Here is a 22,771-nt window from a genome sequence, read left to right as displayed (position 1 = left end):
GATATGGAAGAGATCATCGGGGGCGGCGGTACCGCTCCCTTAAGTTCCTATACAGAAGCGGTAGAGTGGATCAACAGTCTGATTCCTTTCGGCATCCGTCCGGGTCTGGAGCGGATTGAGCTGCTGATGGAGAAGCTGGACCGTCCGCACCGCAAGCTGAAATTCATTCACGTGGCGGGGACGAACGGAAAGGGCTCGACCTGCGCTTTTTTGACGAGTGTGCTGATCCAGAGCGGTTACAGCGTAGGGACCTTTACTTCGCCCTATATCACCAAGTTCACTAACCGTTTCCAGTACAACGGGACGGATATTCCTGAAGATACTTTGCTGGAGCTGTCGAATAAGCTTCGCCCGCTGGTACAGGAAATTGCAGACAGCGAGCTTGGTTCACCGACGATGTTCGAGGTGGCTACAGCGCTGGCGATTCTCTACTTCGGGGAGGTCTGTTATCCGGATGTAGTCGTATGGGAGACGGGGCTTGGGGGAAGGCTGGATGTAACAAACATCGTGACACCTATTGTGTCCGTGATTACGAATGTCGGACATGATCATACCGATGTGCTGGGAGATACGCTGGAGGAAATTGCCGGTGAGAAGGCCGGAATTATCAAACCGGGTGTTCCTGCAGTCAGCTGTGTGAGCCAGCCGGAAGCGATAGCGGTGCTTAAGGCCAAAGCGGCAGACAGCCGCTCTACCCTCTATCTGGCCGGGGAAGATTTCAGCTATGAGCTAGCCGGAATCAAAGATGGCGTGCAGAGCTTTAACTTTAAGGGTCCCTTCCGCTCCCTTGAGATCGGCATTGCCATGAAAGGCGAGCATCAGCTCAGCAATGCGGCCGGGGCCATGATGGCGCTGGAGGTTCTGCGGCAATATATGGCCTTTATGCTGGAGGATGAGGATGTGCTGGAGGGTTTCCGAAGCACATTCTGGGCTGGAAGGCTGGAAGAGGTAAGTGCTTCTCCGCGCATTGTACTGGATGGGGCGCACAACCCCGAAGGTGCGGAGAGCCTGGCCAAGAGCCTTCCGCAGTTTTATAAATACGGTAAATTAAATTTGCTCATGGGGATGCTGGCAAATAAGCATCATGAGTCATACTTCAAGCATATACTGCCTATAGTGGATACGCTCATCCTGACCGAACCGGATTTCCGGAAGAAAATGGACGCGGAAGATCTGCAGGCCATCGCAGAACGTCTGCGTGAGAAATATGCTAAAGAAAACTTAAAAATCATAGTAGAACGTAATTGGGGTAAGGCGCTGCAACTGCTGCAATCGATCACAGCGGAAGACGACCTTGCTGTCGTGTCCGGAACGCTGTATTTGATTTCTGATGTACGAAGTACGCTTTTGCAGCAACCCGATTCTGAAAAAGGCTGGTGACGAACTGTTGGATACTACTGAACGTGTGCATTTTATAGGGATCGGCGGCTACGGAATGAGCGCGATTGCCCGGGTGATGCTGGAAATGGGATATACGGTTACGGGCTCCGATGTGGCAGCTCAGGAATTAACCGAGAAATTGATTGCCAAAGGTGCCAAAGTTTATATTGGACATACTGCGGAACAGGTTAAGGGTGCAGATCTGGTTGTTTATTCTACGGCACTCGCAAGTGATAATGTGGAATGGGTAGAGGCGGAACGTCTCAAAATCCCGGTTCTGCACCGCTCGCAAATGCTGGCCCGGCTGCTGAATGAACGCAAAGGGGTAGCTGTCGCCGGCGCGCACGGCAAAACTACCACCTCTTCGATGATCGCGCTGATCATGGAAGATTGCGGAGTGGACCCGACCTATATTATCGGTGGAGAGATTATGAATGTCGGTACGAATGCAAAGGCTGGACAAGGGGAGTTTGTTGTGGCCGAAGCGGATGAAAGCGACGGCTCGTTCCTGCAGTATCATCCTTGGCTGGGGATCGTAACGAATATTGAAGCGGATCATCTGGAGAATTACGGCGGTGACTTCGGCCGCCTGAAGGCCGCTTATGTGCAGTTTATGAACCAGCTGCGCGAAGACGGCACTGCGATTGTGTGCGTGGATGATGAGACTATCAGCGCCCTTTTACCTGAAGTTAAGGGCTCGGTGATTACCTACGGTATTCATCAGAACGCTGATTATATAGCCACTGACATCGTGCTTGGCGACCGGCAGGTGGCGTATACAATGAACAGCGGCGGTCAAGTGCTGGGGCGAATTGAGCTCTCCATTCCCGGACAGTACAATCTGTACAATTCAATGGCTGCGGTCATTGCTTGTCTGAAGTCAGGGATTGCATTTGAAGAAATCGCTGCAGCTATCGTGAAATTCCATGGAGCGAAGCGCCGGTTTCAGGTGCTTGGCGAAATCAATGATATTCTTGTAATAGACGATTACGCTCATCATCCAACGGAGATCCAGGCAACGATCAGCGCAGCCAAAGCGACCGGCAAACGGATTATTGCCGTGTTCCAGCCGCAGCGCTACACCCGTACCTTCTTTCTGCTGGATGCGTTCAGCCGTGCCTTCAGCGAAGCTGATGAAGTGATCATTACGGATATCTATTCGCCGGCCGGAGAGAAGCAGATTGAAGGTGTCACTTCCGCAAAGCTGGTGGAGCTGATTATACAGAACAGCAACGCCGGTGCGAGGCATCTGGCTACCAAAGAAGCCGTGCTGGCTGACCTGCGGGGCCGTATCGCTCCAGGTGATCTGGTGATCACGATGGGCGCAGGAGATATCTGGAAGGTTGGGTATGCACTGGCTGATGACTTGCGTGAACTTGAAAAACAAGAATAGGATGACTTCTGTGAGCCGTTAATGCAGAACTGATTCTCATGAAGCCAAAGCGTATTTTGTCCGTTATGCCGGACAAAATACGCTTTTTGCTATATAGTCCTAAGTCTGCTAGTGATCTTGCAGGCGGAGTCTTGGAATGCTATAGTTTTGTGACAACAGAGTACTGATTTCCGTGTATATGGTGGTGTATTCATGAACTTCCAGCTTGATATTACAACGCTGTTATACTTGTTTATCTTTGGGAATTTATTTATTGCCTTGCTCGTCACCTTTTACCGCTTCCACTTCCCGAAGGACATTGCTTCATGCGTATTTATTGCTGCGAAGTGGGTGCAGGTCCTGTATTGGAGTTCCATCCTGCTGTGGGATATTCTCCCGCGCTTTATTGGAATTCCACTGAGCAATGGGCTAATTCTTGCCGGAGGCTTCATGGAGATTGCAGCGCTGCTGGTGATGATGGGCATGTTCGGGCGGAGGGTGAAGCTGTACTATTTAGTGCTGATCGCGGGAAGTATAATCAGCTTTTGCATAATCGCGCTTTTTTTTAACAGTCCCAATTTGCGGGTCGCGTCTACATCGCTGTGGTCGATGTTTTTTGTGATATTGCCGGCGTATCTTCTGACCTCTAACAAGGAGAGAACACCGCTTCAGAGTATGCTGGGATTCGTATTTTATGGGTTTGGCCTGTCAATGCTGGGACGGGCGTTCGCGGCCCTGTTTCTGGAACCCGGCATGGGCGCCTTGTCTGCGAATACCGCGCAATATCTATATTATCTGGGAATGTTCTTTTTGCTGATTAGTGGTACCGCAGCCTTTACTCTCCTCTCCAATGAGCATTCTTATAAAAAGCTGAAGAAAATGGCCACCTACGACACGTTAACCGGGATTTTGAGCCGCCGGGCTTTTCTTCTGGAGGCGGAAGTGAAGCTGACTCTTGCGGTCAGAAAACAGGAGTATTACTCCCTTCTACTGCTGGATCTGGATCACTTCAAGGAAGTCAATGACACCTATGGTCATGATATAGGGGATAAGGTCTTGCAGGATTTTGCATTTACGATTGAGAGCAGCCTTGGAAATGACGATCTGTTCGGCAGAGTGGGCGGCGAAGAGTTTGCCGTTCTGCTCTATGGGCTGAACGAAGAGGACAGCGGCCGCAAAGCGGAACAGCTGCGCACCGCTGTGATGGATGCCCCAAAGTTGAACATGCCTTGCGGGTATACAGTCAGCATCGGTGTGATTACCGTTCTCCCCACTCCCCGGACATTCTTCAATATGTTGTATAAGCTCTCAGACCGGGCATTATACCAGGCGAAGCAGCAAGGCCGAAATTGTGTAGTGATCGCACGGTAAGCGCAGATGCTCAGGTTGAATTGAGAATACATATGCCTATGGTTATAGTTGCAGGAAGGTGAAATTTATAGCTGTCCATTTTGATCTTAAGACATTGCTCGTTTGCCTTTTTTTCGCCAATCTTTTTACGGTGCTGCTGGTATTGGCCTACCATTCACGTTACCCGAGGGATGGAACCTCCAGATTATTTATAGTTGCAAAGCTGCTCCAGCTTGTGATCCTGATTTTGCTGCTGATGGAGGATTCTACTCCCTTTAAGTTTCTTCGGCTGATCCTTGCGCTGGGCTGCCTGGCGGGAGCAACCGCAGAGATGTTAGCCCTGCTGAGGCTGCTCGGAGTAAGCACAGACCGGGTGAAGAGAAGTTACTATACGCTTGCAGGCTGCTCCGGGGCTGGACTGCTGGTGATAGAAATGCTGTTTCCCCTAAGGGTTCAGCCTATCGTCATCGTCTGGACATCCCTGTCCGTTGCGGGTCTTATGGCTTATCCGGTGTATATCCTCTGCGTGAAGCTGAAAGAGACTCCGCTGCAAAAAATTATGGGCCTGCTCTACAGCCTCGTGATGTTGTCGTTGCTGGGACGGGCGGTTGATCCGTTCTTAGAAACCGGGGCAACGGACACGGCGGCTTCGGGGTTATTGCAAGCGTTTTTTTATATTGCCGTCTATCTGTTGATGTTCCTGTGGACAGCAGGTTTTATGCTGCTTTCCCGGGAGCGGATCTATGCAGAGCTGGAGCGGGTATCGACTTATGATGAACTGACCGGCATTCTTAACCGCAGAGCGTTTGTGCAACGTGCCGGCCCCCTGCTTGATACTGCAGCCAAGGAAGCTACCCCTTTCTCGTTCCTGCTGCTGGACGTGGATCATTTCAAGAGTATAAATGATACCTATGGCCATGATACCGGGGACAAGGTGCTGAGGGATTTTGCAAGTAAAATTGAAGGGCAGCTTGCTAACGGTGAACTGTTTGGCAGGTTCGGCGGCGAGGAATTCGCCGTGTTTCTGCACCGTACAGACGAGGCGGCAAGTGATGAAATCGCCGAACGGCTGCGCCTTTCCGTACTTGATACGGTTGTCGAAGGGCTGCCGATGCCCTATACCATAAGCATCGGGGTAATTACCGTCACCTCGGCAGAAAGGATTCCGCTGAATACACTGTACAAGCTGAGTGATAATGCCTTGTACGAAGCGAAGCAGCAGGGCCGGAATTGTGTCTCCAGAAGCCGGCTAACGAGCACCTAGCCTCTGCCCTGACGGGAGGGCGAGGTTCTTGACGTTCAAGAAATCCGGGCTTATTTGAATTTTTTTTCTCGAAAATCCATAAAACGACAAAAACAAGATACACTTTGGGGTAATATATGCTAGACACATAACATTGCTATAGAACATACAGAAAAAAATGGAGATTAGGAGACAAAGACATGAGGGAGAAATTACTGTTCATATCCGCAGAGAATCCGTTTCCGCAAGATAGTGGAGGCAAACTCAGAACGGGAAATATACTAAATATTCTGCTAACCAAATATGATGTGGATCTCCTGACCTTCAGGAATCAGAGGCAGGTTGATAAAGAAGAGGCCATACCCGCACTTACTGTGCATGAAGTGGAACGAACCATGAATTACCGCAAGGCGATGCTGCGTTCACTTTATACATGGCGTAATTGTTCTTATATGAGCCATGTGGATGTGGACATGAAGGATGCAATTAAGAGACTATGTAATCAGTACCGCTACAGCCATGTGTTTATTTCACACAGCTTGCTTGGCTGCTGCATTGAAATTGTACGGGTCGAGTTGCCGGACGCTGTCATTGTCACTGATGCCCATAATTTCGAGAGCAACCTGTCAGCCCAGCTGGCGCATAAGAAAAGCGGATTCGCTAAGCTTTTCTATTCACTGAATGCGCATTGGACAAAACGGGATGAGCTGAAGCTGATGGACAAAACCAACCTGCTGCTGACTACTTCGGAACAGGATGGTCTAGCTTTCAAGTCGATCTCTGTCAAGAATGCAAATAAAGTGCATGTTATCCCTAATTTCATCCGTATCAGCGATTACCGCACAACTATTAATACCCCTAAGGAAAAATGGATTATTCTTCCGGGTAATATGAACTATTTCCCAAATGTGAATGCAGCGACCTATTTTTTCCGTGATATTTATCCGCTTGTGAAAGCCCGGGTACCCGAAATCAAATGGTATATCGTAGGGCGGGATGTACATCCTGATGTGGCTGCTTTGGGTGAAAAAGATCCTTCCATTGTGATTACCGGCTATGTGGACAGCGTGGCGGATTATGTCCGGAAGGCCCAGGTAGTCATCGCCCCCTTGCAGGAAGGCAGCGGAACACGCCTGAAGATTCTTGAGGCATGGGCGCTGAAGACACCTGTTGTGTCTAGCACAAAGGGAGCTGAAGGCCTGTTGTACGAGCATTCCCGGAATATTTTGATTGCTGATGATCCCGTAACTTTTGCAGACAGTGTGGTGAAACTTCTTCTGGATCATGAACAGGGCCTGGTACTCGCAGACCGGGCGCATGAGACACTGATGGCAAATTATGAGGCTGAAAGTGTCAGGGAAAAGCTGCTCAGTTTGGTCTAAATTAAATAAATAATCTTTTCTCCCATAAATCGACAATCTTTTGAATGAAAATGCGGTACTATTGATCTACAACTAAAGTTTCATAAAAAGTGGCAGGACGGTTACCTCTCCTGCTTTTTTTTCTGAATCTTATTAGAAGAACAATCATTTTCATAGAACCAAGGAGCTATAGTCATGAGAGAGAAAATGCTGTTCCTATCCGCACATCATCATTATCCGGAAGATTTTGAGAGAGAAATAAGAACGGAGAATTATCTGGGCATACTGCTGGAGAGATTCGATATTGATTTGTTGGAATATTGCCATTGCGACTGGGAGGCCCCCTATACGGCTGGACCGGCGCTTAAAGTCCACAGGGTAACACGGGTGCCCGGGCAGCGAAGCTCATTGCTCGGTTCCTTGAGTAAGCTGCGCAGCAGCACTATTTTGGCCGATGCCAACAAAGACTTGCGTGCGGAGATCACTGCGCTCAGCCGTTTGCATACATACAGCCATGTGTTTATAACGCATCCCTTGCTTGGAAACTGCATTGATATGATCTCTTCCTTATTACCCGGCGCAATGATTATTACGGATGCCCATCGTTTGGAGAGCAGACACTCGGAAGGAAAAGCTGCCGGCAAAAGGGGCTTAAGCAGACGTTACCATCAATTGAATGCAGCATTGTACCGCCGGGAAGAACGCAAATTAATGAATAAAACCGCTCTGCTGCTGACAGCCTCCGAGTGGGATGCCCTGTCCTTTAAGGCTTTATCCTTTGCAGATGCCGGCAAGGTGCATGTAGTCCCTCCTTTTATCGACTTAAATGACTATTATGATGCTGAACCGTCCGTTAAAGACAACTCCATTGTCCTTCACTGGAATATGCATACGAACCAGGGCAGAAATGCTGCATTGGTATTCTATCGAAAGGTTTACCCTTTCATTAAGGCGAAAGTACCGGACTGCAGATGTTATATTTTCAGTGGTCAGACACATTCCGAAATCCTGGCTTTGGCCAAAAGTGATCCCTCTGTTGTGATTATTGAAGAGCCTAGGCAGGAGGGGGAATACATACGCCGGGCGAGGGCTGTTATTGCAACACTGCGTGAAGGCTGCGGCGGGCATTCGAAGATACTGGAGGCGTGGGCGCTCAAGACTCCGGTAGTTACTAGCCTGAAGGGCTCGGAAGAATTGATCTGTGAGCCGGGGCGGAATATTTTGCTGGCAGGCACAACCGGCGGGATAGCTGACCATGTGGTGAAGCTGCTCCAGACACCGGAGCTGGGTGCAATTATTGCGGACCATGCCTACCGGACGCTGCAGAAGCATTACGAAGCGGACAATGTTAGGGCTAAAGTGCTCAGCTTGGTCTAATCATATCAAAATAGCATAATCCTCTCTTCTCTATCATATATTCTCATATAGATTAGACGATAGCGAGGTGTGACGCTTGATGAACGGAAGAATGACTTTCCGGTTTGATATCGATCAGGACAAGGGCAAAATTGAACCGGTGGAAAGGCGTTCCAGTGCGGGACTGGGGACGGCAAGAGACTATGAGAACAAGGAGCTTCACCGCACTCCGGTTCCCCTGCATCATACACAGCCCTACGATACCGGCTTTACTGTTGGCGGGGAAGAACCGCCGGATGATATCGGGAATGACGATCTGGAACCTTATAATTCTCACGGTCAGGAGTGGGAGGGAGCCAGATGGGAAGCTGAGCCGTCCAAGCAACCGTTGTTATCCCCATATCCTGACCCCGATGTGTGGGAGAGAGCTCCGCAATATCCTGTTGAGGAGTGGAATGACAGTGCTGGGCGGTTCGGTGACATTTCATTGTCAAGTGCCGGATATGGCGGCTCTTATCATACCCGCCGTCCCTCCTACTGGTGGAAGTTTGCACTTTCCATAGCAGGAGCCGTTGGTACGGGACTGCTGCTCGGATACGCTGCATTGTCTTTCATTAGCGGAGGGAGCCCGCAGGCTGGAGAGAACACCAAGCCGGGCGCTGCTGCCGTGCAGAATCAGAACGCCGGGACAGCTAACCAGCCGGTAGCCGGAGACACCGGTTTGCCGAATGCTGGTCCAGCGGGCAGTGAAGCAGCCCGCATTCAGGTGGCGGTAGCGGCGCAAAGCTATTATCTGCTGCAATATGGCGTGTTCAGCACACCTGATGGAGCTGCGCAGGCTCAGCAGGAACTGCTTACCGCCGGACTTGCCGCAGGGCTGGATCCTTCAGAAGGCAACCGGGTGTACGCCGGGATCTCGCCTGACCGCGAACAGGCCAAGCTGCTGAGCAGCGGCCTGAAGAATCAGGGGATTGAGCTTTATGTAAGAGGAGTGGAGCTGCCGGCCGCAGAGCAGGTTGCTTTTGCCGGAACGCCACAAGCTGTGGAGGGTTATTTCGCAGCCAGCGGACAACTGCTTAATGAGTTGAGCAGCCTGTCCGCATCCTTGTTAGGCGGGGAAGTCCAGACGTTGGACAAATCGGCAGTCAGCAATTTGCATATGGAGTGGACCGAGGCGCTCAAAGCGCTGAAGCCGGGTCTGACCCCTGAAGGGCAGAGCATTTGCGGCGGGCTTGAGAAAGCAATGAGCCGGGGAATGGCTGCCCTGAATGAATATGAGAAGAACAAAGCACCGGGTCTGCTTTGGGAAGTGCAGGAAGCCATGTTGAGCTTCCTGACCGGTCAGAAGGGCCTGATGTCAACTTTGGTGTAAGCGTAAATACAAAATCCCCCATCCGGCTTGGGGGATTTTATGTGTTGCTTGCAGGGTTATACTCAGGTAAGGTTAAATGAGCCGCAACCACAGTTAGCTCCACTACACAGCTGCCTCGTGACTGCGTGTATGGTAATCATTTCCGTACCGGATTTTGCGTTTGTATTGAACTCAGTTTCACCGTATAATAATTAAGGTGTCAAAAAATGGCGAGGGAAGACTTAGATGAAGAAGAAAAATGTAGGAACACTGCTGTTATTTCTCATTCTGGGCTGGCTGGCCGGAGCGTGGATCGCGAAGCTGCTGGAGCCTGTAAAAACTTTGTCTTTTCTTACAACCTCGACGGTACTCAAGTGGTCCCCGCAAGCCGATTTGGACATCATAACCTATGACATCACTATTCATTTGAAATTGTGCTTGCTCAGTCTGGCCGGAATGATTACTGCCGTATGGCTGTACCGGAGGCTGTAATGGTCACTGCTGATTGGGAAGGGGCGTTTATACGTGGAATCTGACAATTCACGCCTCATTATTCTTGCTTCGGGTTCGCCGCGCCGCCGGGAATTGCTGTCTTTGCTGGGTTTGCCTTTCGAGGTGATTTCCAGTGATGCGGACGAGAGTACACCGCCGGAATTCACACCGGAGATGATTGTGCGCAGTCTGGCTTTGCGTAAAGCGGAGGCTGTGGTCCCGGCTGCCGGCAAGCGTAATGCCGTTATCGTCGGCAGCGACACGATTGTTGTGCTGGATGATAAGGTGCTTGGTAAACCTGTGGACGAGCAGGACAGCAGGGTTATGCTGGGACTGCTTCAAGGCAAGACCCACCAGGTGTACACCGGAGTAGCCTGCATCGGGCTGCCAGAGGGCAAGATTCTGGTAGAGCACCGGGTAACCTCAGTAACTATGAGAGCATTAAGCGAAGAGGAAATCTCCGCCTACATAGCGACTGGAGAACCTGCCGATAAGGCTGGTTCCTATGCGATACAAGGACTTGGTGCCACCCTGGTGGAGAAGATTGAAGGCTGTTACTTTAATGTGGTTGGACTGCCGTTGTCGCTGCTTGAGCGTATGCTGTCCCGGGTTGGCATTTCGGTGCTGGGCCGGCAAGGATAGCGGAGGAAAGAGGGATCGGGATGGAGTCGCAAACATTTATGCTGCGGGACCTCCCCCATGAAGAACGACCACGAGAGCGCATGATGCATTATGGGGCGGAATCATTAAGTCAAGCGGAGCTTCTGGCTATACTGCTGCGTACAGGCACACGCCGGGAATCAGCTATTCATATCGCCCAGCAATTGCTGGGACGGGCTGGTGGTCTCCGCGGACTGGCGGACCTGAGCATTGACGAACTGACGAATATTAAAGGCATCGGCCCTGCCAAGGCCGTGCAACTGAAAGCTGGCATAGAGCTGGGAAGACGGATGGCGAACTCCAGGCTTACCGAGCCGGTTACCATCCGCAGTCCGCAGGACGCGGCGGAGATTCTGACCGAGCAGCTGCGTTATTTGCAGAAGGAGCATTTTGTCTGTCTCTTTTTGAATACGAAGAATCACGTTATAGCGCAGGAGACATTGTCCATGGGCAGTCTCAACGCCTCTATTGTGCATCCCCGTGAGGTGTTTCGGGCAGCCATGAAATGCAGCAGCGCAGCCATTATATGCGCACATAATCATCCGAGCGGCGATCCTACGCCAAGTCCGGAGGATATCTCCCTGACCTCCAGACTTCTTCAGGCAGGCGAGATTGTCGGAATTGACGTACTGGATCACCTGATTATCGGAGACAGCAGATTTGTAAGTTTGAAAGAAAAAGGGTACATGTAATATAATTGTCCAGATTCACTGGGAAAAGGAGAATACAAGCATGTTAGGTGGTTTTACGAAAGATTTAGGGATTGACCTGGGGACAGCAAATACGCTCGTCTACGTACGCGGCAAGGGGATTGTTGTAAGAGAACCTTCCGTGGTGGCCATTAATACCGATACCAAGACAATTGAAGCTGTAGGCGAATCCGCCAAAAAAATGATTGGCCGCACACCGGGCAATATTCGTGCTATTCGTCCGATGAAGGACGGAGTTATTGCCGATTTCGAAACGACGGCAACCATGATCAAATATTTTATCCGTCAGGCCCAGAAGCAGCGTTCGATGTTCCAGCGTCACCCGAATGTAATGGTCTGCGTTCCGTCCGGAATAACTGCAGTTGAGCAGCGTGCCGTTGAAGATGCTACCAAGCAGGCGGGAGCCCGTGAGGCTTATATTATCGAAGAGCCGTTTGCCGCTGCTATTGGTGCGGATCTTCCGGTATGGGAGCCGACAGGCAGTATGGTTGTTGATATCGGCGGCGGTACTACCGAAGTGGCTGTCATCTCTCTTGGCGGTATCGTGACCAGCCGTTCAGTTCGTGTAGCCGGTGATGAGGCCGATGAGTCAATCATCCAGTACATCAAACGCCAGTACAACCTGATGATCGGTGAGCGCACCTCGGAGCAGCTCAAGATGGACGTGGGTTCTGCCCTGCCGCTGGAGAAAGCCGAAACGATGGAAATCCGTGGCCGCGATCTGGTGACCGGACTGCCGAAGACACTGACGATTACTTCCGATGAAATTTGCGAAGCTTTGTCGGATACGGTCAATGCGATTGTCGAAGCGGTTAAAGTGACCCTGGAGAAATGTCCGCCGGAGCTTGCTGCTGATATTATGGATCGCGGTATTGTTCTTACAGGCGGAGGTGCGCTGCTGCGCAATTTGGACAAGCTGCTGGCACGTGAGACCGGAATGCCGGTGATTGTCGCCGATAACCCGCTGGACTGCGTAGCTATCGGAACAGGCAAAGCGCTTGAGAATATCCATCTCTTCAAGAGCCGCAGCGGATCGAGCCTGCGCTCTAAGCGTTAGAATCCGACTTGGTTTGTTGCATGTCAACCCCTGTTGTGGGAGAAATACGGTTGTTAGAGGGTGTTGAAAATGTTTAAGCTGTTTAACAATAAACGTCTATTCATATTGCTGATTACATTAGTCATGTTTATCGTGGTGATGGGGTTCAGCCTGGGGACAAGAAAATCCTTGTCCTGGCCTGAGAATTTCCTCCGTGATACGACCGGTTTCGTGCAGAATCTGTTCTACAAGCCCGCTGGATATGTAGCGGGCTTGTTCCAAGATATCCGGGAGTTGAGTGAACTGGCCGAGGAAAATAAACGCCTGAAGATTCTAGCTGCCCAATATACGATAGATAAAGCGAATTACAATTTTGTTAAGGCACGTAATGAGAGTCTGCAGAAGGACCTTCATTTCACTAACGCGCAGAAGGAATTATATAAATATAACTATAATACTGCCCAGGTTCTCAGCCTGACCACGGAACCCAGCAACAGCACGCTTGTGATCGACCTTGGCTCCAGTGATGGTATGAAGCCGAATATGTCTGTAATTTCCGTAGATGGGCTCGTAGGTGTCATCAGTAAGGTGAGCAATTTCACTTCTACCGTGAAGCTGATGACTATGATGGATGTGAATGATCCGAATTCCCAGCCGCCTATAGCGGCCACGGCCATCGGTAAAGAGGGTAAGACCTTCGGCATGATTGAAAGCTATGATCAGGAAACCGGAATGCTCAAGATGAACAAGATTCCGCAGGGTGACCCTATCGCGGAGAAGGATACCATCGTTACCTCCGGCATCGGGAGATTATATCCGCAAGGGTTGACGATAGGAACCGTAATGAGCGTTGAGGAAGGACAATTCGGATTAACTTCGACTGCAATCATCAAGCCCAGTGCCGAATTTCAGGACTGGAAACAGCTGATTGTTGTATCTCAGGAGGAGCGTGCCGAATAGTGAAGATGCGCAGGTCGGTTCTTATTCTGTTATTGTTTCTCCTGTTTATCCTGGAAGGCGCCATTCTGCCCTGGCTGCTTCCGGACGCCTGGCAGCTGCGGATTATTCCGAATCTTGTATTTATTGTGATCCTGTTCGTCACGGTATACCATCACCGTCATACTGCACTTATATTAGGATTGTCTTTTGGCATGCTGCATGATGTCATTTATTACGGCAGAATTCTCGGTGCTCATTCCTTTGCCATGGGGCTGTCCGCCTATTTAATTGGTCTGATTTTTCAGATTCCACGCGCACCGCTGCCGATGATGATGACTGTTGTCCTGCTTGGCAGTCTGCTTCAGGACAGCGTGCTGTTCGCTATTTACAGCGTGTTTAATTTGAACCAGGAGCCTTATAATTGGGCGCTCCTGCATCATATGCTGCCTACCATGCTGTTTCATTTTGCTATGGCCCTGATCCTCTACATTCCGCTGCGGCGTCAACTCGAGCTGCTGAAGAAGGAGACCCGTAAGGAGGAAACGGTGTGAAACGGCCTGCATTTCTTTCGGCTGAAAGAAGGAATTTGCCCGGCCCGGCACGAATGATTCAGGATAGGGGGACAGGCATATGACAGTAAAATCCAAGCATGTGAGGATTAAGGGCATCAAGGACGGCCTGGTATTCCTGCTAGACGACAAGTGTCCCTTTGAAGATCTCTTAAGCGAGCTTCGCTATAAGCTGGAGCACAGCCATCAAAATATTCTGACTGGACCGATTGTGCATGTAGATATTAAGCTGGGCAGCCGAATTGTGACGGAGGATGACAAATCAGCTGTGCTGGAGATTCTCAAAAGTCAGGGCAATTTGCTGATTCGTTCCATTGAAGCGTTCGAAGCGCCGGGCATTGAGGATACAGACGCATTGTTTCTGATGAGCGGCATGGTTCGTTCCGGCCAGGTGCTGCATCATCAAGGTAATCTGCTGTTGTTGGGCGATGTGAACCCGGGAGGAACCATTACATGCTCGGGTGATATTTATATCCTCGGTGCGCTCAGAGGCATGGCTCATGCTGGAGTAGACGGCAATCAGGAAGCGATTATTGCTGCTTCTCTGCTGTCTCCGACACAGCTGAGGATCGCCGACGTGATCAGCCGGCCTCCGGATGAATGGGGGACCCGGGAGAGCACCATGGAATTTGCTTATTTATCAAGCGGTGCGATGCAAATCGACAAAATTCATAATATAGTCAGATTACGTCAGGGTTTAAATGTGTTTAAAGGGGTGTAGCCTCCATGGGAGAAGCGATTGTCGTAACCTCGGGCAAAGGCGGAGTTGGCAAAACAACTACAACGGCCAATATTGGAACCGCACTTGCATTGCAGGGCAAAAAAGTATGTCTGGTTGATACCGATATCGGGCTGCGCAATTTGGATGTAGTCATGGGGCTGGAGAACCGGATCATTTATGATCTGGTGGATGTGGCAGAAGGGCGCTGCCGGTTGAATCAGGCACTGGTCAAGGACAAGCGTTTCGATGAGCTGTACATGCTGCCTGCGGCCCAGACCAAAGATAAGACCTCCGTGACCCCGGAGCAGGTGAAGGATATTATTCTTGAACTCAAGAAGGAATATGAATATATTCTGATCGATTGTCCTGCCGGGATCGAGCATGGCTTCCGCAACGCCATCGCGGGTGCCGACAAGGCGATTGTTGTCACTACGCCGGAGCATGCGGCAGTGCGGGATGCAGACCGGATTATCGGTCTTCTGGAGCAGTCCCATGTGGAGTCGCCAAAGCTGGTCGTTAACCGTATTCGGCCTGGCTTGGTGAAGTCTGGGGATATGCTGGACATTGAGGATATCCTTCAAGTACTGAACATCGATCTGATCGGAATTGTTCCAGATGATGAGCTGGTCATTAAAGCGGCGAACAGCGGGGAGCCAACGGTGATGAATCCCGACTCTTCTGCAGCGATAGCCTACCGTAATATTGCCCGGCGGATTCTGGGGGACGCAGTGCCTCTGATGCAGCTGGACCGCAAGCCGGGGGCTTTCAAGAAATTAAAGAAATTTTTCGGCATGGCTTGAACCTGCTGCAAGCAATCCTATAAAGTTATCCCTTAGATAAAAAATCCCGCCGGCAGAGAAATCTGCGGCGGGATTTTTTTATGATAAATAGGTTGCCGGACATGTTCCGCTTGGTTAAGGCTTGTTCTAAAGCACCTTCCATCCTTCATAAAATGGATATAAAACAAGCCCCCGGAGGGATCGAGATGGAACAGAAATCAGGCGTTAAAGGCCGCCGCAAAGAACGTATCCGCAACCTGCTGGAGGACAACCAGGATACCGTGGCAGTGCCGCCGCTTTTTGCTTTGCCGGAGAAGACAGCAAGCTTTAAGGAATGGGGAGCGGGTCCTAAAAATGATCTGGCTCCATCAGCGGAGCCGGACCCCGAGGTCGTGTGGAAGGAACGCCGCGGGGGCTGGGAGGACGAGGGAGGCGGCGGCAGATCACATTTTTCTGCCGGATTTATCCGGCGGACTGTCGCAAGCCTCCTTGTATTTGGAGGTGTATGGGGCATATTTTTTCTGCACCAGCCCTGGGCGCTGAAGGCGCAGGATTTTGTTTCGGATGCCCTCAGCAAGGATATGGACTTCGCCGCGGCCCAGGTATGGTATGAGGAGCACTTTGACGGTGCGCCTTCGTTCATCCCGATTTTCGGGGACGAGGATCAGCCGGCTCAAAAAGTTACGGCTGCCCACGCCTTGAGCGCCCCACTTGAGGGCAGTATTGTCCGTCCATTTGCGGCTACGCTGAAAGGTGTGGAAATTATGCCTGCGGAGGATTCAAAAGGCAGTATCACGGTGAAAAGTGTAGACACGGGACGTGTGTTATCCGTGACCAATGAGGCACAGGGCGGCATTCGGGTTACCGTACGCCATACGGGCAGCGTAACGGCAGAATACGGTCATTTGAGCGGAACAAAGCTTGCGGTGGATGACTGGATACAGAGCGGTGACACCGTTGGCTGGATGCAGGAGACGAAGGACGCTGAAACAGGGCTGCTTTTTTTTGCAATTATGAAAGACAAGACTTATATTGATCCTGCCGAAGTGGTATCGTTTGATTAGGATATTTGGCATTGAACTGTCGCTGCATCCGCTATTTGTGCTGATTCTGCTCTTTTCCGTGTTAACTGGACAGTTTCTGGAGCTGCTTACGCTCTTTACCATAGTGCTTATCCACGAATTGGGACATGTCTGCGCAGCTTTGCTGGCCGGGGTTACGGTCAGATCCGTTCAGTTGCTCCCCTTCGGCGGAGTGGCCGTGATTGAGGATCACGGGCGGCTTACGGCGAGCCGGGAGATTGGTATCGCGCTGGCTGGACCGCTGCAGAACGGAATCATGATCCTGCTGGCTGTTATGCTTCAGCAGGCAGGTGCAGGCAGTACGGCTTTTCTTGCTTATTTTATTCAGGCAAATGTGATTATCGCACTCTTCAATCTCCTGCCGGTTCTTCCCCTGGACGGGGGCAAGGTTCTTCAAGCTGCGCTAAGTATGGTTCTGCCGTATTATTATACTTTGCTGTGGGGCGGCAGAATAAGTATCGGAGCAAGTGTGCTTGTCATTGGCTACGCATTGCTGCCGCTTGGGACAGGCGGCGGCCTCCGGCTGAATCTGCTGATGATCGGGGCGTTTCTGCTCTATTCCAATAGGACAGATCATCGGAATCTGCCCTACCGCTTCATGGCATTTCTGATGAACAGAGAGGCAATGTATGCTCGCCATTTGCGTTCCAATAGCGAAGCTCGACCGATTGTTGCCGATTCCGCGAAACCTTTAGATGATATATTGCGTCTATTTAAACGTAATCAATATCATTTTATTTATGTGATGAACGATGATAGAAATATAGTAGCGGTTGTACCGGAGCAGCGCCTGATCTCTACTTATTTTGGAAAGTAGAACAGCTTCCGTGCGGCCGGTGGCAATGAATGATTGATTGAAACCCAGAGGTGAAGCCATGAAACAAATGATCGTTCACTGCACACAGCATGTTACCCGGATGGCTCTTCTGGAGAACGGGAGGCTGGTGGAATACGCGGCCGAACGCGATCAGCAGCAAGGTCTGGTCGGCAGTTATTACAAGGGCCGGGTTATGAATGTTTTGCCAGGCATGCAGGCTGCTTTTGTCGATATTGGACAGAAGAAGAATGCTTTTTTATATGTAGACGATGTGCTGCATCCCCATTTAGATAAGCAGCCGGCGGTGAAACCTTCCATTGAGACATTGCTGCAGCCCGGCCAGGAGCTTGTCGTCCAGGTCCGCAAAGAGCCGCGGGGCGGCAAGGGAGCACGTGTGACCACCCACTATACACTGCCGGGACGCTGGATGGTATACATGCCTTTTGCAGAATACGTAGGAGTTTCCAAAAAAATCAGCCGGGAATCGGAACGGAGCCGGCTTAAAGCAATCGGTGAGCGGCTGCGCCGCAGTGAAGAGGGGCTGATCATGCGGACAGTCTCCGAGGATGAGCCGGTGGATGCCGTCGAAGGCGACCTGTCCTTTCTGCGTGCGCAGTGGGAGATGATTGTCCGCCGCGCCGGGGAGGCCGTAGCTCCGGCCCTGCTGCACTGCGATCTGAGCATCGTTCAGCGATTTATCAGGGATGCCTTCAATCCGCAGCTTGATGAGCTGATGATTGATTCGGCTCATGCGGTGAGGGAAGCGGAGGCATTTCTGGATGATATGGCTCCCGAAGGGTACAAGCCTGTTGGATTGTACCGGGGACAAGAGTCCATCTTTACCGCATATGGTGTGCAGGAGCAGCTGCATAAAAGCTTCAACCGGAAGATTATTCTGGAGGGCGGGGCAACGCTGATTTGGGACGAGACAGAGGCGCTGACCGTCATTGATGTCAATACGGCACAATACACCGGGAGTACCACGCTTGAGGAGACCGTAACGCGAACAAATCTGCTGGCCGCAGAGGAAATTGGCAGACTTATCCGTCTACGCGATACCGGAGGCATCATCGTTGTTGATTTTATTGATATGGAGCGTGAGGAGCACCGCAGGCTAGTAACGGAACGGCTGGAGAGTGTGACGAGCCGGGACCGCACCAAGACGCATATTCTGGGCTGGACACATCTTGGTCTGCTGGAAATGACCCGTAAGAAGGCACGGCATGATTCGGCTAGCTTTGCCCCTGTGATCTGCCAATGCTGCGGAGGGACGGGGAAAGTTGGAGCCTGGCTGGAATAAGAATAATCAGCAAATCCAAACAGCTTTATTTATCCGCTTCTCTATACCATTGACTATCTGGATTAAGTATGATAATATCTTCAAGTATGTGTTTGATTGTTCTAATCCTGCACATGCTGTAACCGCTCCGATCGGGTACATAAGCGCAGATTTCTACGGGGATTTGCCACCTAGACTAGGCGAGTCTGAGACATGAGGAGGTGCAAGTACAATGTATGCAATTATCGAAACTGGCGGTAAGCAGTACAAAGTCCAAGAGGGCGATGTATTGTTCATTGAGAAGCTGGAAGCTGAAGACGGCGCAAGCGTAACGTTTGACCGTGTATTGGCTGTTTCTAACGAAGGTGGTCTGACTGCAGGAACTCCGCTGGTAAGCGGCGCGTCTGTAACAGCTAAAGTCGAGAAACATGGTAAGGGTCAGAAGGTTGTAGTTTACAAATACAAACCTAAGAAGAACTACCACAAGAAACAAGGCCATCGTCAACCGTACACTAAAGTAACTATCGAGAAGATTCAAGCGTAAGAAGGTGCGTTAATGATTAACGTGCGGATTACACGGGCTTCAGCTCAAGGTACGATTGTCGGTTTTGCCGTTAAAGGGCATGCAGAATACGCGAGGAAAGGCTGGGATATCGTCTGCGCGGGTGTTTCCACAGTTACATTTGGAACGGTGAATTCGATTGAGAAGCTGACTGGTGTTGTTCTGGATACTTCAATGGATGACGGATTTTTAAGCGGAACCCTGGTTCCGGTGAGTGATCCTGAAGTCTCCGCCAAGATCCAGCTTTTGCTGGAATCCATGGTTGTCATGCTCAGTGATATCGCAGAATCATACGGGAAGTATATTAAGATACAGCAAGTTATTATTTAAAGAAGGAGGTTGACCAACATGTTGAAATTGGATCTTCAGTTTTTCGCATCGAAAAAAGGTGTAGGTTCCACAAAAAACGGACGTGATTCCCACTCGAAACGTCTTGGCGTGAAACGTGCTGACGGTCAAGCAGTAACCGGCGGCAACATCCTGGTTCGTCAACGCGGAACTAAAATTCACCCAGGCACTAACGTAGGCATCGGTAAAGATGATACGCTCTTCGCATTGGTGGATGGCGTAGTGAAGTTCGAACGTTGGGGCCGCGACCGCAAAAAAGTGAGCGTGTACCCGGTTGATGTCGCTCCGGTAGCAGCGGCACTGGAAGCGTAAGCTTTCCGAACATTATTTGTATGTAGAAGCCTCCGGCATGAGTGCCGGGGGCTTTTTTGCAGGAAAAACAGGTGATACATTATTCACTTGCTCTCTGAATGCTAATGATTGCCGTGAAAGCCTGTGTTATACTGGGAATTGGCATATGCTTCATCAAGGTGAATATTGAATTAGACATGAATTTTGCGAACTGAGGGACGGGGAGAAAGAATGAAATCCTGGAAAAGTTTCGTCTGGGCAGTCATGTTATCCGTAGTGCTTCCTTTAGGTCTCGTGTATTGGCGTACCTCCCTTTTCACATGCCTGCTGCTTGGAATATGGGTAGCTGGGGTGCTTGCTTTCAGCTTTATTTACAACCGGCGTCATTTTGAAGAGGAACTGCGCATACAGGAGAAGACTCTGCAACAGGCGGCGAACCGGACACTGAATCATCATCGTCATGATTGGATGAATGAGCTGCAGGTGCTTTACGGATATATCCAGCTGGGTAAGCCTGATAAATCCGTGCAATGTGTGGAAAGAATAAAGGAGCGTATAGCGCTTGATAGCCGTATCGCCAAATTGGGAATCCCTTCGCTGGTGTTTTATTTGCAGTCTTTCCGCACATTCCGGAGCAATCTGGAGCTGGAAGTGCAGGTGGAGGAAGGCTTGCAGCTGGAGGACAAGCTAAGTCAGGAGAAAGGCGACGAGCTTACTTCGGTGATTATGCAGACGGTAAGGGCATACCAATACAGCGGACTTGTTCCGCAGGGCGATACCCAAAGACTCCGCCTAAGCTTTATACAGGATGGAGGAGACATTCTGATCTCTTTCGAAGGCGAGGGTGAGCATAGCAATCCCGAGCTGCTACAGGGGCAAATTTATAATATAGTCCAAGGGAAAATTATGAAGGCGGAGCAGTTGGAGCAGGACAGAGCTCATGTGAAACTGCGTTTACCGCTGGAGATGTAAGGAAGGTGAACATGAATGTTCGTAGATAAGGCTAAGATTTATGTTAAAGGCGGCGACGGAGGCGATGGACTGGTAGCGTTCCGGCGTGAAAAGTATGTGCCGGAAGGCGGGCCTGCCGGCGGTGACGGCGGCCGCGGCGGCGACGTTATTTTCCGGGTGGATGAAGGTTTACGTACGCTGATGGATTTTCGTTATCAGCGCCATTTTAAAGCAGAACGTGGTGTAAAAGGACGCAACAAGAGTCAGCATGGTGCCAATGCCGAGCATATGATCGTACGGATTCCTCCGGGAACTATATTGATCGACGACGACACCCAGGAAGTGATCGCCGATATGACCCGTCACGGACAGCAGGTTGTTGTAGCGCGCGGCGGACGCGGCGGACGGGGAAATACCCGGTTTGCCACTGCGGCCAATACAGCGCCTGAACTGGCTGAGAATGGGGAAGAAGGCCAGGAGCGTTATGTAGTTATGGAATTGAAGGTAATGGCTGATGTAGGCCTGGTAGGATTCCCAAGTGTCGGGAAATCGACGCTGCTGTCGGTAGTCTCCGCAGCTCAACCGAAGATCGGAGCCTACCACTTCACAACGATTACTCCGAACCTGGGTGTGGTGGATGTCGGCGACGGCCGGAGCTTTGTCATGGCGGATTTGCCCGGACTGATCGAAGGGGCCAGCGAAGGCATCGGCCTGGGTCACGAATTCCTGCGCCATGTTGAGCGCACGCGCATTATTATCCATGTCGTGGATATGTCCGGTTCCGAGGGGCGGGATCCCTTCGAAGATTGGGTCATGATTAATGATGAGCTGAAGCAGTACAATGCAAGTCTGATTGACCGTCCGCAGATTGTCGCGGCGAACAAAATGGATATGCCTGAATCGGAGGAGAACCTCAGTTCTTTCCGTGAACGGGTTGCAGAGCTGCGTCCGGATCTGGAGATTATGCCGATCTCCTCACTTACCCGCCAAGGGGTGCAGGAGCTGCTCTACCGTGCTACGGATATCCTTGACAGTATTCCGGTTGCTCCGGTGGTTGAAGAGGTGGCAGAAACCTCTGAACGCAAGGTTTATAAGCTGGAGGCCGAAGAGGATAACTCCTTCACAATCACCCGCGACAACGATGCGTTTGTCGTCAGCAGTCCGCGCATTGAGCGGATGATCAAGCGTATGCAGTTGAGTACGCATGATGCGATCCTGAAGCTTGCCCGTACCCTGCGCCACATGGGTGTAGATGCGGAACTGCGTAAGCGTGGGGCTGTAGAAGGCACGATTGTCCGCATTGCCGATTTCGAATTCGAGTTTGTAGAGAACAGCAGCTACTATTAATAGTGGTGCTGGCTGCACGCTACACGGTATAAAGCAGATAGAAGAAACGCCGACTACGTTTTTCCTGACAAGGAGGACGGAGGCGGCGTTTTTTTATGTAATGTTCTGTTTGGTTTAGGCTGATTGGCATACATTAAAGTGGTGAGAAACGGTGTATGACAGCAACCTTCGAACAGAAATGATCTGTCCTTTTGCAGCTTATAGGATGTGGGTGGCTTCATTCTTGCAGTGTATTCTTGGCTTCGTGTGAAAATATGTTGCGTTATTCGGGCTGAATCCTATATAATGTCCACTAAGAAAACACAAAAGTCTTTGGGGTGAGGACGTTCGTGAAAGAACGCTATTATTTAGTCCGCGAGGACATATTGCCTGATGCTGTGCTGAAGACGATGCAGGTCAAACAGCTGCTTGAGGCGGGAGATGCTAAGACGGTGCACGAGGGTGTTGAGAGGGTTGGACTTAGCCGCAGCGCTTTTTATAAATATAAGGACGGCATACATCTGATCCATCAACTGGAACGCGAACGCATTGTCACGATCTCCATTGATCTGGAACATGAGTCCGGCATGCTGTCCAAGGTACTCGGCTGTGTGGCGGTTCACGGAGCCAACGTGTTGACGATCCACCAGAGTATTCCGCTCCAAGGGCGGGCCAATGTTGTGATCTCCGTGGAGATCTCGCATTTAAATGAAGAAATGGGCGACATGCTTGATGGCCTGAAGGAAATTGCTGGAGTGAAGCGCGCTTTTATTATCGGCCAGGGTTAAGATGTTTA

At 50.7% G+C, this 22,771-nt stretch carries 24 protein-coding genes and 1 other annotated feature; all 24 genes read left to right on the top strand.

Annotated features, from left to right (window positions below):
* Positions 1–3: 3 nt before the first annotated feature.
* The 24 genes from NST07_RS27490 (at position 4) to NST07_RS27375 (ending at position 22,763) form a co-directional block, all read left to right on the top strand.
* Positions 4–1,380: a folylpolyglutamate synthase/dihydrofolate synthase family protein gene (locus NST07_RS27490; protein ID WP_341095749.1), complete on the top strand. Its 1,377-nt coding sequence runs from the start codon at positions 4–6 to the stop codon at positions 1,378–1,380.
* Positions 1,381–1,387: 7 nt separating this feature from the next.
* Positions 1,388–2,773 (top strand): UDP-N-acetylmuramate--L-alanine ligase, encoded by a 1,386-nt coding sequence (gene murC / locus NST07_RS27485; protein WP_341097767.1) that lies wholly within the window; start codon positions 1,388–1,390, stop codon positions 2,771–2,773.
* Between the two features lie 192 nt (positions 2,774–2,965).
* The gene (locus NST07_RS27480) at positions 2,966–4,123 is read left to right on the top strand and encodes a GGDEF domain-containing protein (protein WP_341095746.1); all 1,158 of its coding nucleotides are present in this window, start codon (positions 2,966–2,968) and stop codon (positions 4,121–4,123) included.
* Between the two features lie 58 nt (positions 4,124–4,181).
* Positions 4,182–5,366 (top strand): GGDEF domain-containing protein, encoded by a 1,185-nt coding sequence (locus NST07_RS27475; RefSeq protein ID WP_341095745.1) that lies wholly within the window; start codon positions 4,182–4,184, stop codon positions 5,364–5,366.
* Positions 5,367–5,545: 179 nt separating this feature from the next.
* Complete coding sequence (locus NST07_RS27470; protein WP_342480542.1) at positions 5,546–6,727, top strand: glycosyltransferase family 4 protein; 1,182 nt, start codon at positions 5,546–5,548, stop codon at positions 6,725–6,727.
* 174 nt (positions 6,728–6,901) lie between these two features.
* A complete protein-coding gene (locus NST07_RS27465) occupies positions 6,902–8,083 on the top strand; it encodes a glycosyltransferase (protein ID WP_341379615.1) in 1,182 nt (393 codons plus the stop codon).
* Between the two features lie 79 nt (positions 8,084–8,162).
* A complete protein-coding gene (locus NST07_RS27460; protein WP_341095740.1) occupies positions 8,163–9,434 on the top strand; it encodes an SPOR domain-containing protein in 1,272 nt (423 codons plus the stop codon).
* 225 nt (positions 9,435–9,659) lie between these two features.
* Positions 9,660–9,905 (top strand): DUF4321 domain-containing protein, encoded by a 246-nt coding sequence (locus tag NST07_RS27455; protein WP_038595700.1) that lies wholly within the window; start codon positions 9,660–9,662, stop codon positions 9,903–9,905.
* 33 nt (positions 9,906–9,938) lie between these two features.
* Positions 9,939–10,547, top strand: a complete 609-nt coding sequence (locus NST07_RS27450; RefSeq protein WP_341095738.1) for a Maf family protein — start codon at positions 9,939–9,941, stop codon at positions 10,545–10,547.
* Positions 10,548–10,567: 20 nt separating this feature from the next.
* Positions 10,568–11,257 (top strand): DNA repair protein RadC, encoded by a 690-nt coding sequence (radC, locus tag NST07_RS27445; protein WP_038595695.1) that lies wholly within the window; start codon positions 10,568–10,570, stop codon positions 11,255–11,257.
* Between the two features lie 40 nt (positions 11,258–11,297).
* Positions 11,298–12,332, top strand: coding sequence for a rod shape-determining protein (locus tag NST07_RS27440; protein ID WP_038595693.1), 1,035 nt, complete (start codon positions 11,298–11,300; stop codon positions 12,330–12,332).
* A gap of 60 nt (positions 12,333–12,392) precedes the next feature.
* Positions 12,393–13,271, top strand: coding sequence for a rod shape-determining protein MreC (gene mreC / locus NST07_RS27435; RefSeq protein ID WP_341095736.1), 879 nt, complete (start codon positions 12,393–12,395; stop codon positions 13,269–13,271).
* Positions 13,271–13,801, top strand: a complete 531-nt coding sequence (gene mreD, locus NST07_RS27430; RefSeq protein WP_341095735.1) for a rod shape-determining protein MreD — start codon at positions 13,271–13,273, stop codon at positions 13,799–13,801. Before mreC ends, mreD begins: the two co-directional genes overlap by 1 nt.
* 79 nt (positions 13,802–13,880) lie before the next feature.
* Positions 13,881–14,540: a septum site-determining protein MinC gene (gene minC / locus NST07_RS27425; RefSeq protein ID WP_341095733.1), complete on the top strand. Its 660-nt coding sequence runs from the start codon at positions 13,881–13,883 to the stop codon at positions 14,538–14,540.
* 5 nt (positions 14,541–14,545) lie between these two features.
* The gene (minD, locus tag NST07_RS27420) at positions 14,546–15,340 is read left to right on the top strand and encodes a septum site-determining protein MinD (protein ID WP_038595685.1); all 795 of its coding nucleotides are present in this window, start codon (positions 14,546–14,548) and stop codon (positions 15,338–15,340) included.
* A gap of 185 nt (positions 15,341–15,525) precedes the next feature.
* Complete coding sequence (locus NST07_RS27415) at positions 15,526–16,383, top strand: M23 family metallopeptidase (protein ID WP_341095731.1); 858 nt, start codon at positions 15,526–15,528, stop codon at positions 16,381–16,383.
* Positions 16,376–17,218 (top strand): M50 family metallopeptidase, encoded by an 843-nt coding sequence (locus NST07_RS27410; protein ID WP_341095729.1) that lies wholly within the window; start codon positions 16,376–16,378, stop codon positions 17,216–17,218. The genes NST07_RS27415 and NST07_RS27410 overlap by 8 nt, the downstream gene beginning before the upstream one ends.
* 58 nt (positions 17,219–17,276) lie before the next feature.
* A complete protein-coding gene (locus NST07_RS27405; protein ID WP_341379612.1) occupies positions 17,277–18,518 on the top strand; it encodes an Rne/Rng family ribonuclease in 1,242 nt (413 codons plus the stop codon).
* Positions 18,519–18,628: 110 nt separating this feature from the next.
* Positions 18,629–18,715, top strand: a sequence feature (ribosomal protein L21 leader region).
* 14 nt (positions 18,716–18,729) lie between these two features.
* Complete coding sequence (gene rplU / locus NST07_RS27400) at positions 18,730–19,041, top strand: 50S ribosomal protein L21 (protein ID WP_341017227.1); 312 nt, start codon at positions 18,730–18,732, stop codon at positions 19,039–19,041.
* A gap of 12 nt (positions 19,042–19,053) precedes the next feature.
* Positions 19,054–19,389: a ribosomal-processing cysteine protease Prp gene (locus tag NST07_RS27395; RefSeq protein ID WP_341095726.1), complete on the top strand. Its 336-nt coding sequence runs from the start codon at positions 19,054–19,056 to the stop codon at positions 19,387–19,389.
* Positions 19,390–19,407: 18 nt separating this feature from the next.
* Positions 19,408–19,719 (top strand): 50S ribosomal protein L27, encoded by a 312-nt coding sequence (gene rpmA / locus NST07_RS27390; RefSeq protein ID WP_019908993.1) that lies wholly within the window; start codon positions 19,408–19,410, stop codon positions 19,717–19,719.
* 210 nt (positions 19,720–19,929) lie between these two features.
* Positions 19,930–20,670, top strand: coding sequence for a Spo0B domain-containing protein (locus tag NST07_RS27385; RefSeq protein WP_341095721.1), 741 nt, complete (start codon positions 19,930–19,932; stop codon positions 20,668–20,670).
* A gap of 15 nt (positions 20,671–20,685) precedes the next feature.
* Positions 20,686–21,996 (top strand): GTPase ObgE, encoded by a 1,311-nt coding sequence (obgE, locus tag NST07_RS27380; RefSeq protein ID WP_341095719.1) that lies wholly within the window; start codon positions 20,686–20,688, stop codon positions 21,994–21,996.
* A 329-nt stretch (positions 21,997–22,325) separates the two neighbouring features.
* A complete protein-coding gene (locus NST07_RS27375; protein ID WP_038595667.1) occupies positions 22,326–22,763 on the top strand; it encodes an ACT domain-containing protein in 438 nt (145 codons plus the stop codon).
* Positions 22,764–22,771: the final 8 nt, after the last annotated feature.

This window comes from Paenibacillus sp. FSL L8-0340 (assembly GCF_038593145.1).
Taxonomy (GTDB): domain Bacteria; phylum Bacillota; class Bacilli; order Paenibacillales; family Paenibacillaceae; genus Paenibacillus_AQ.
The sequence above is the reverse complement of the archived record's forward strand: the minus strand, read 5'-3'. Positions and strand labels throughout refer to the sequence as shown.

Bases quoted from the DNA above. Each gene is read 5' to 3' on its own strand.
- NST07_RS27480 (WP_341095746.1), top strand. From the start codon at position 2,966: ATGAACTTCCAGCTTGATATTACAACGCTGTTATACTTGTTTATCTTT.
- NST07_RS27470 (WP_342480542.1), top strand. From the start codon at position 5,546: ATGAGGGAGAAATTACTGTTCATATCCGCAGAGAATCCGTTTCCGCAA.
- minC (WP_341095733.1), top strand. From the start codon at position 13,881: ATGACAGTAAAATCCAAGCATGTGAGGATTAAGGGCATCAAGGACGGC.
- NST07_RS27405 (WP_341379612.1), top strand. From the start codon at position 17,277: ATGAAACAAATGATCGTTCACTGCACACAGCATGTTACCCGGATGGCT.
- radC (WP_038595695.1), top strand. From the start codon at position 10,568: ATGGAGTCGCAAACATTTATGCTGCGGGACCTCCCCCATGAAGAACGA.
- minD (WP_038595685.1), top strand. From the start codon at position 14,546: ATGGGAGAAGCGATTGTCGTAACCTCGGGCAAAGGCGGAGTTGGCAAA.
- obgE (WP_341095719.1), top strand. From the start codon at position 20,686: ATGTTCGTAGATAAGGCTAAGATTTATGTTAAAGGCGGCGACGGAGGC.
- NST07_RS27455 (WP_038595700.1), top strand. From the start codon at position 9,660: ATGAAGAAGAAAAATGTAGGAACACTGCTGTTATTTCTCATTCTGGGC.
- NST07_RS27460 (WP_341095740.1), top strand. From the start codon at position 8,163: ATGAACGGAAGAATGACTTTCCGGTTTGATATCGATCAGGACAAGGGC.
- rpmA (WP_019908993.1), top strand. From the start codon at position 19,408: ATGTTGAAATTGGATCTTCAGTTTTTCGCATCGAAAAAAGGTGTAGGT.
- NST07_RS27440 (WP_038595693.1), top strand. From the start codon at position 11,298: ATGTTAGGTGGTTTTACGAAAGATTTAGGGATTGACCTGGGGACAGCA.
- NST07_RS27465 (WP_341379615.1), top strand. From the start codon at position 6,902: ATGAGAGAGAAAATGCTGTTCCTATCCGCACATCATCATTATCCGGAA.
- rplU (WP_341017227.1), top strand. From the start codon at position 18,730: ATGTATGCAATTATCGAAACTGGCGGTAAGCAGTACAAAGTCCAAGAG.
- NST07_RS27385 (WP_341095721.1), top strand. From the start codon at position 19,930: ATGAAATCCTGGAAAAGTTTCGTCTGGGCAGTCATGTTATCCGTAGTG.
- NST07_RS27395 (WP_341095726.1), top strand. From the start codon at position 19,054: ATGATTAACGTGCGGATTACACGGGCTTCAGCTCAAGGTACGATTGTC.
- NST07_RS27415 (WP_341095731.1), top strand. From the start codon at position 15,526: ATGGAACAGAAATCAGGCGTTAAAGGCCGCCGCAAAGAACGTATCCGC.
- NST07_RS27490 (WP_341095749.1), top strand. From the start codon at position 4: ATGGAAGAGATCATCGGGGGCGGCGGTACCGCTCCCTTAAGTTCCTAT.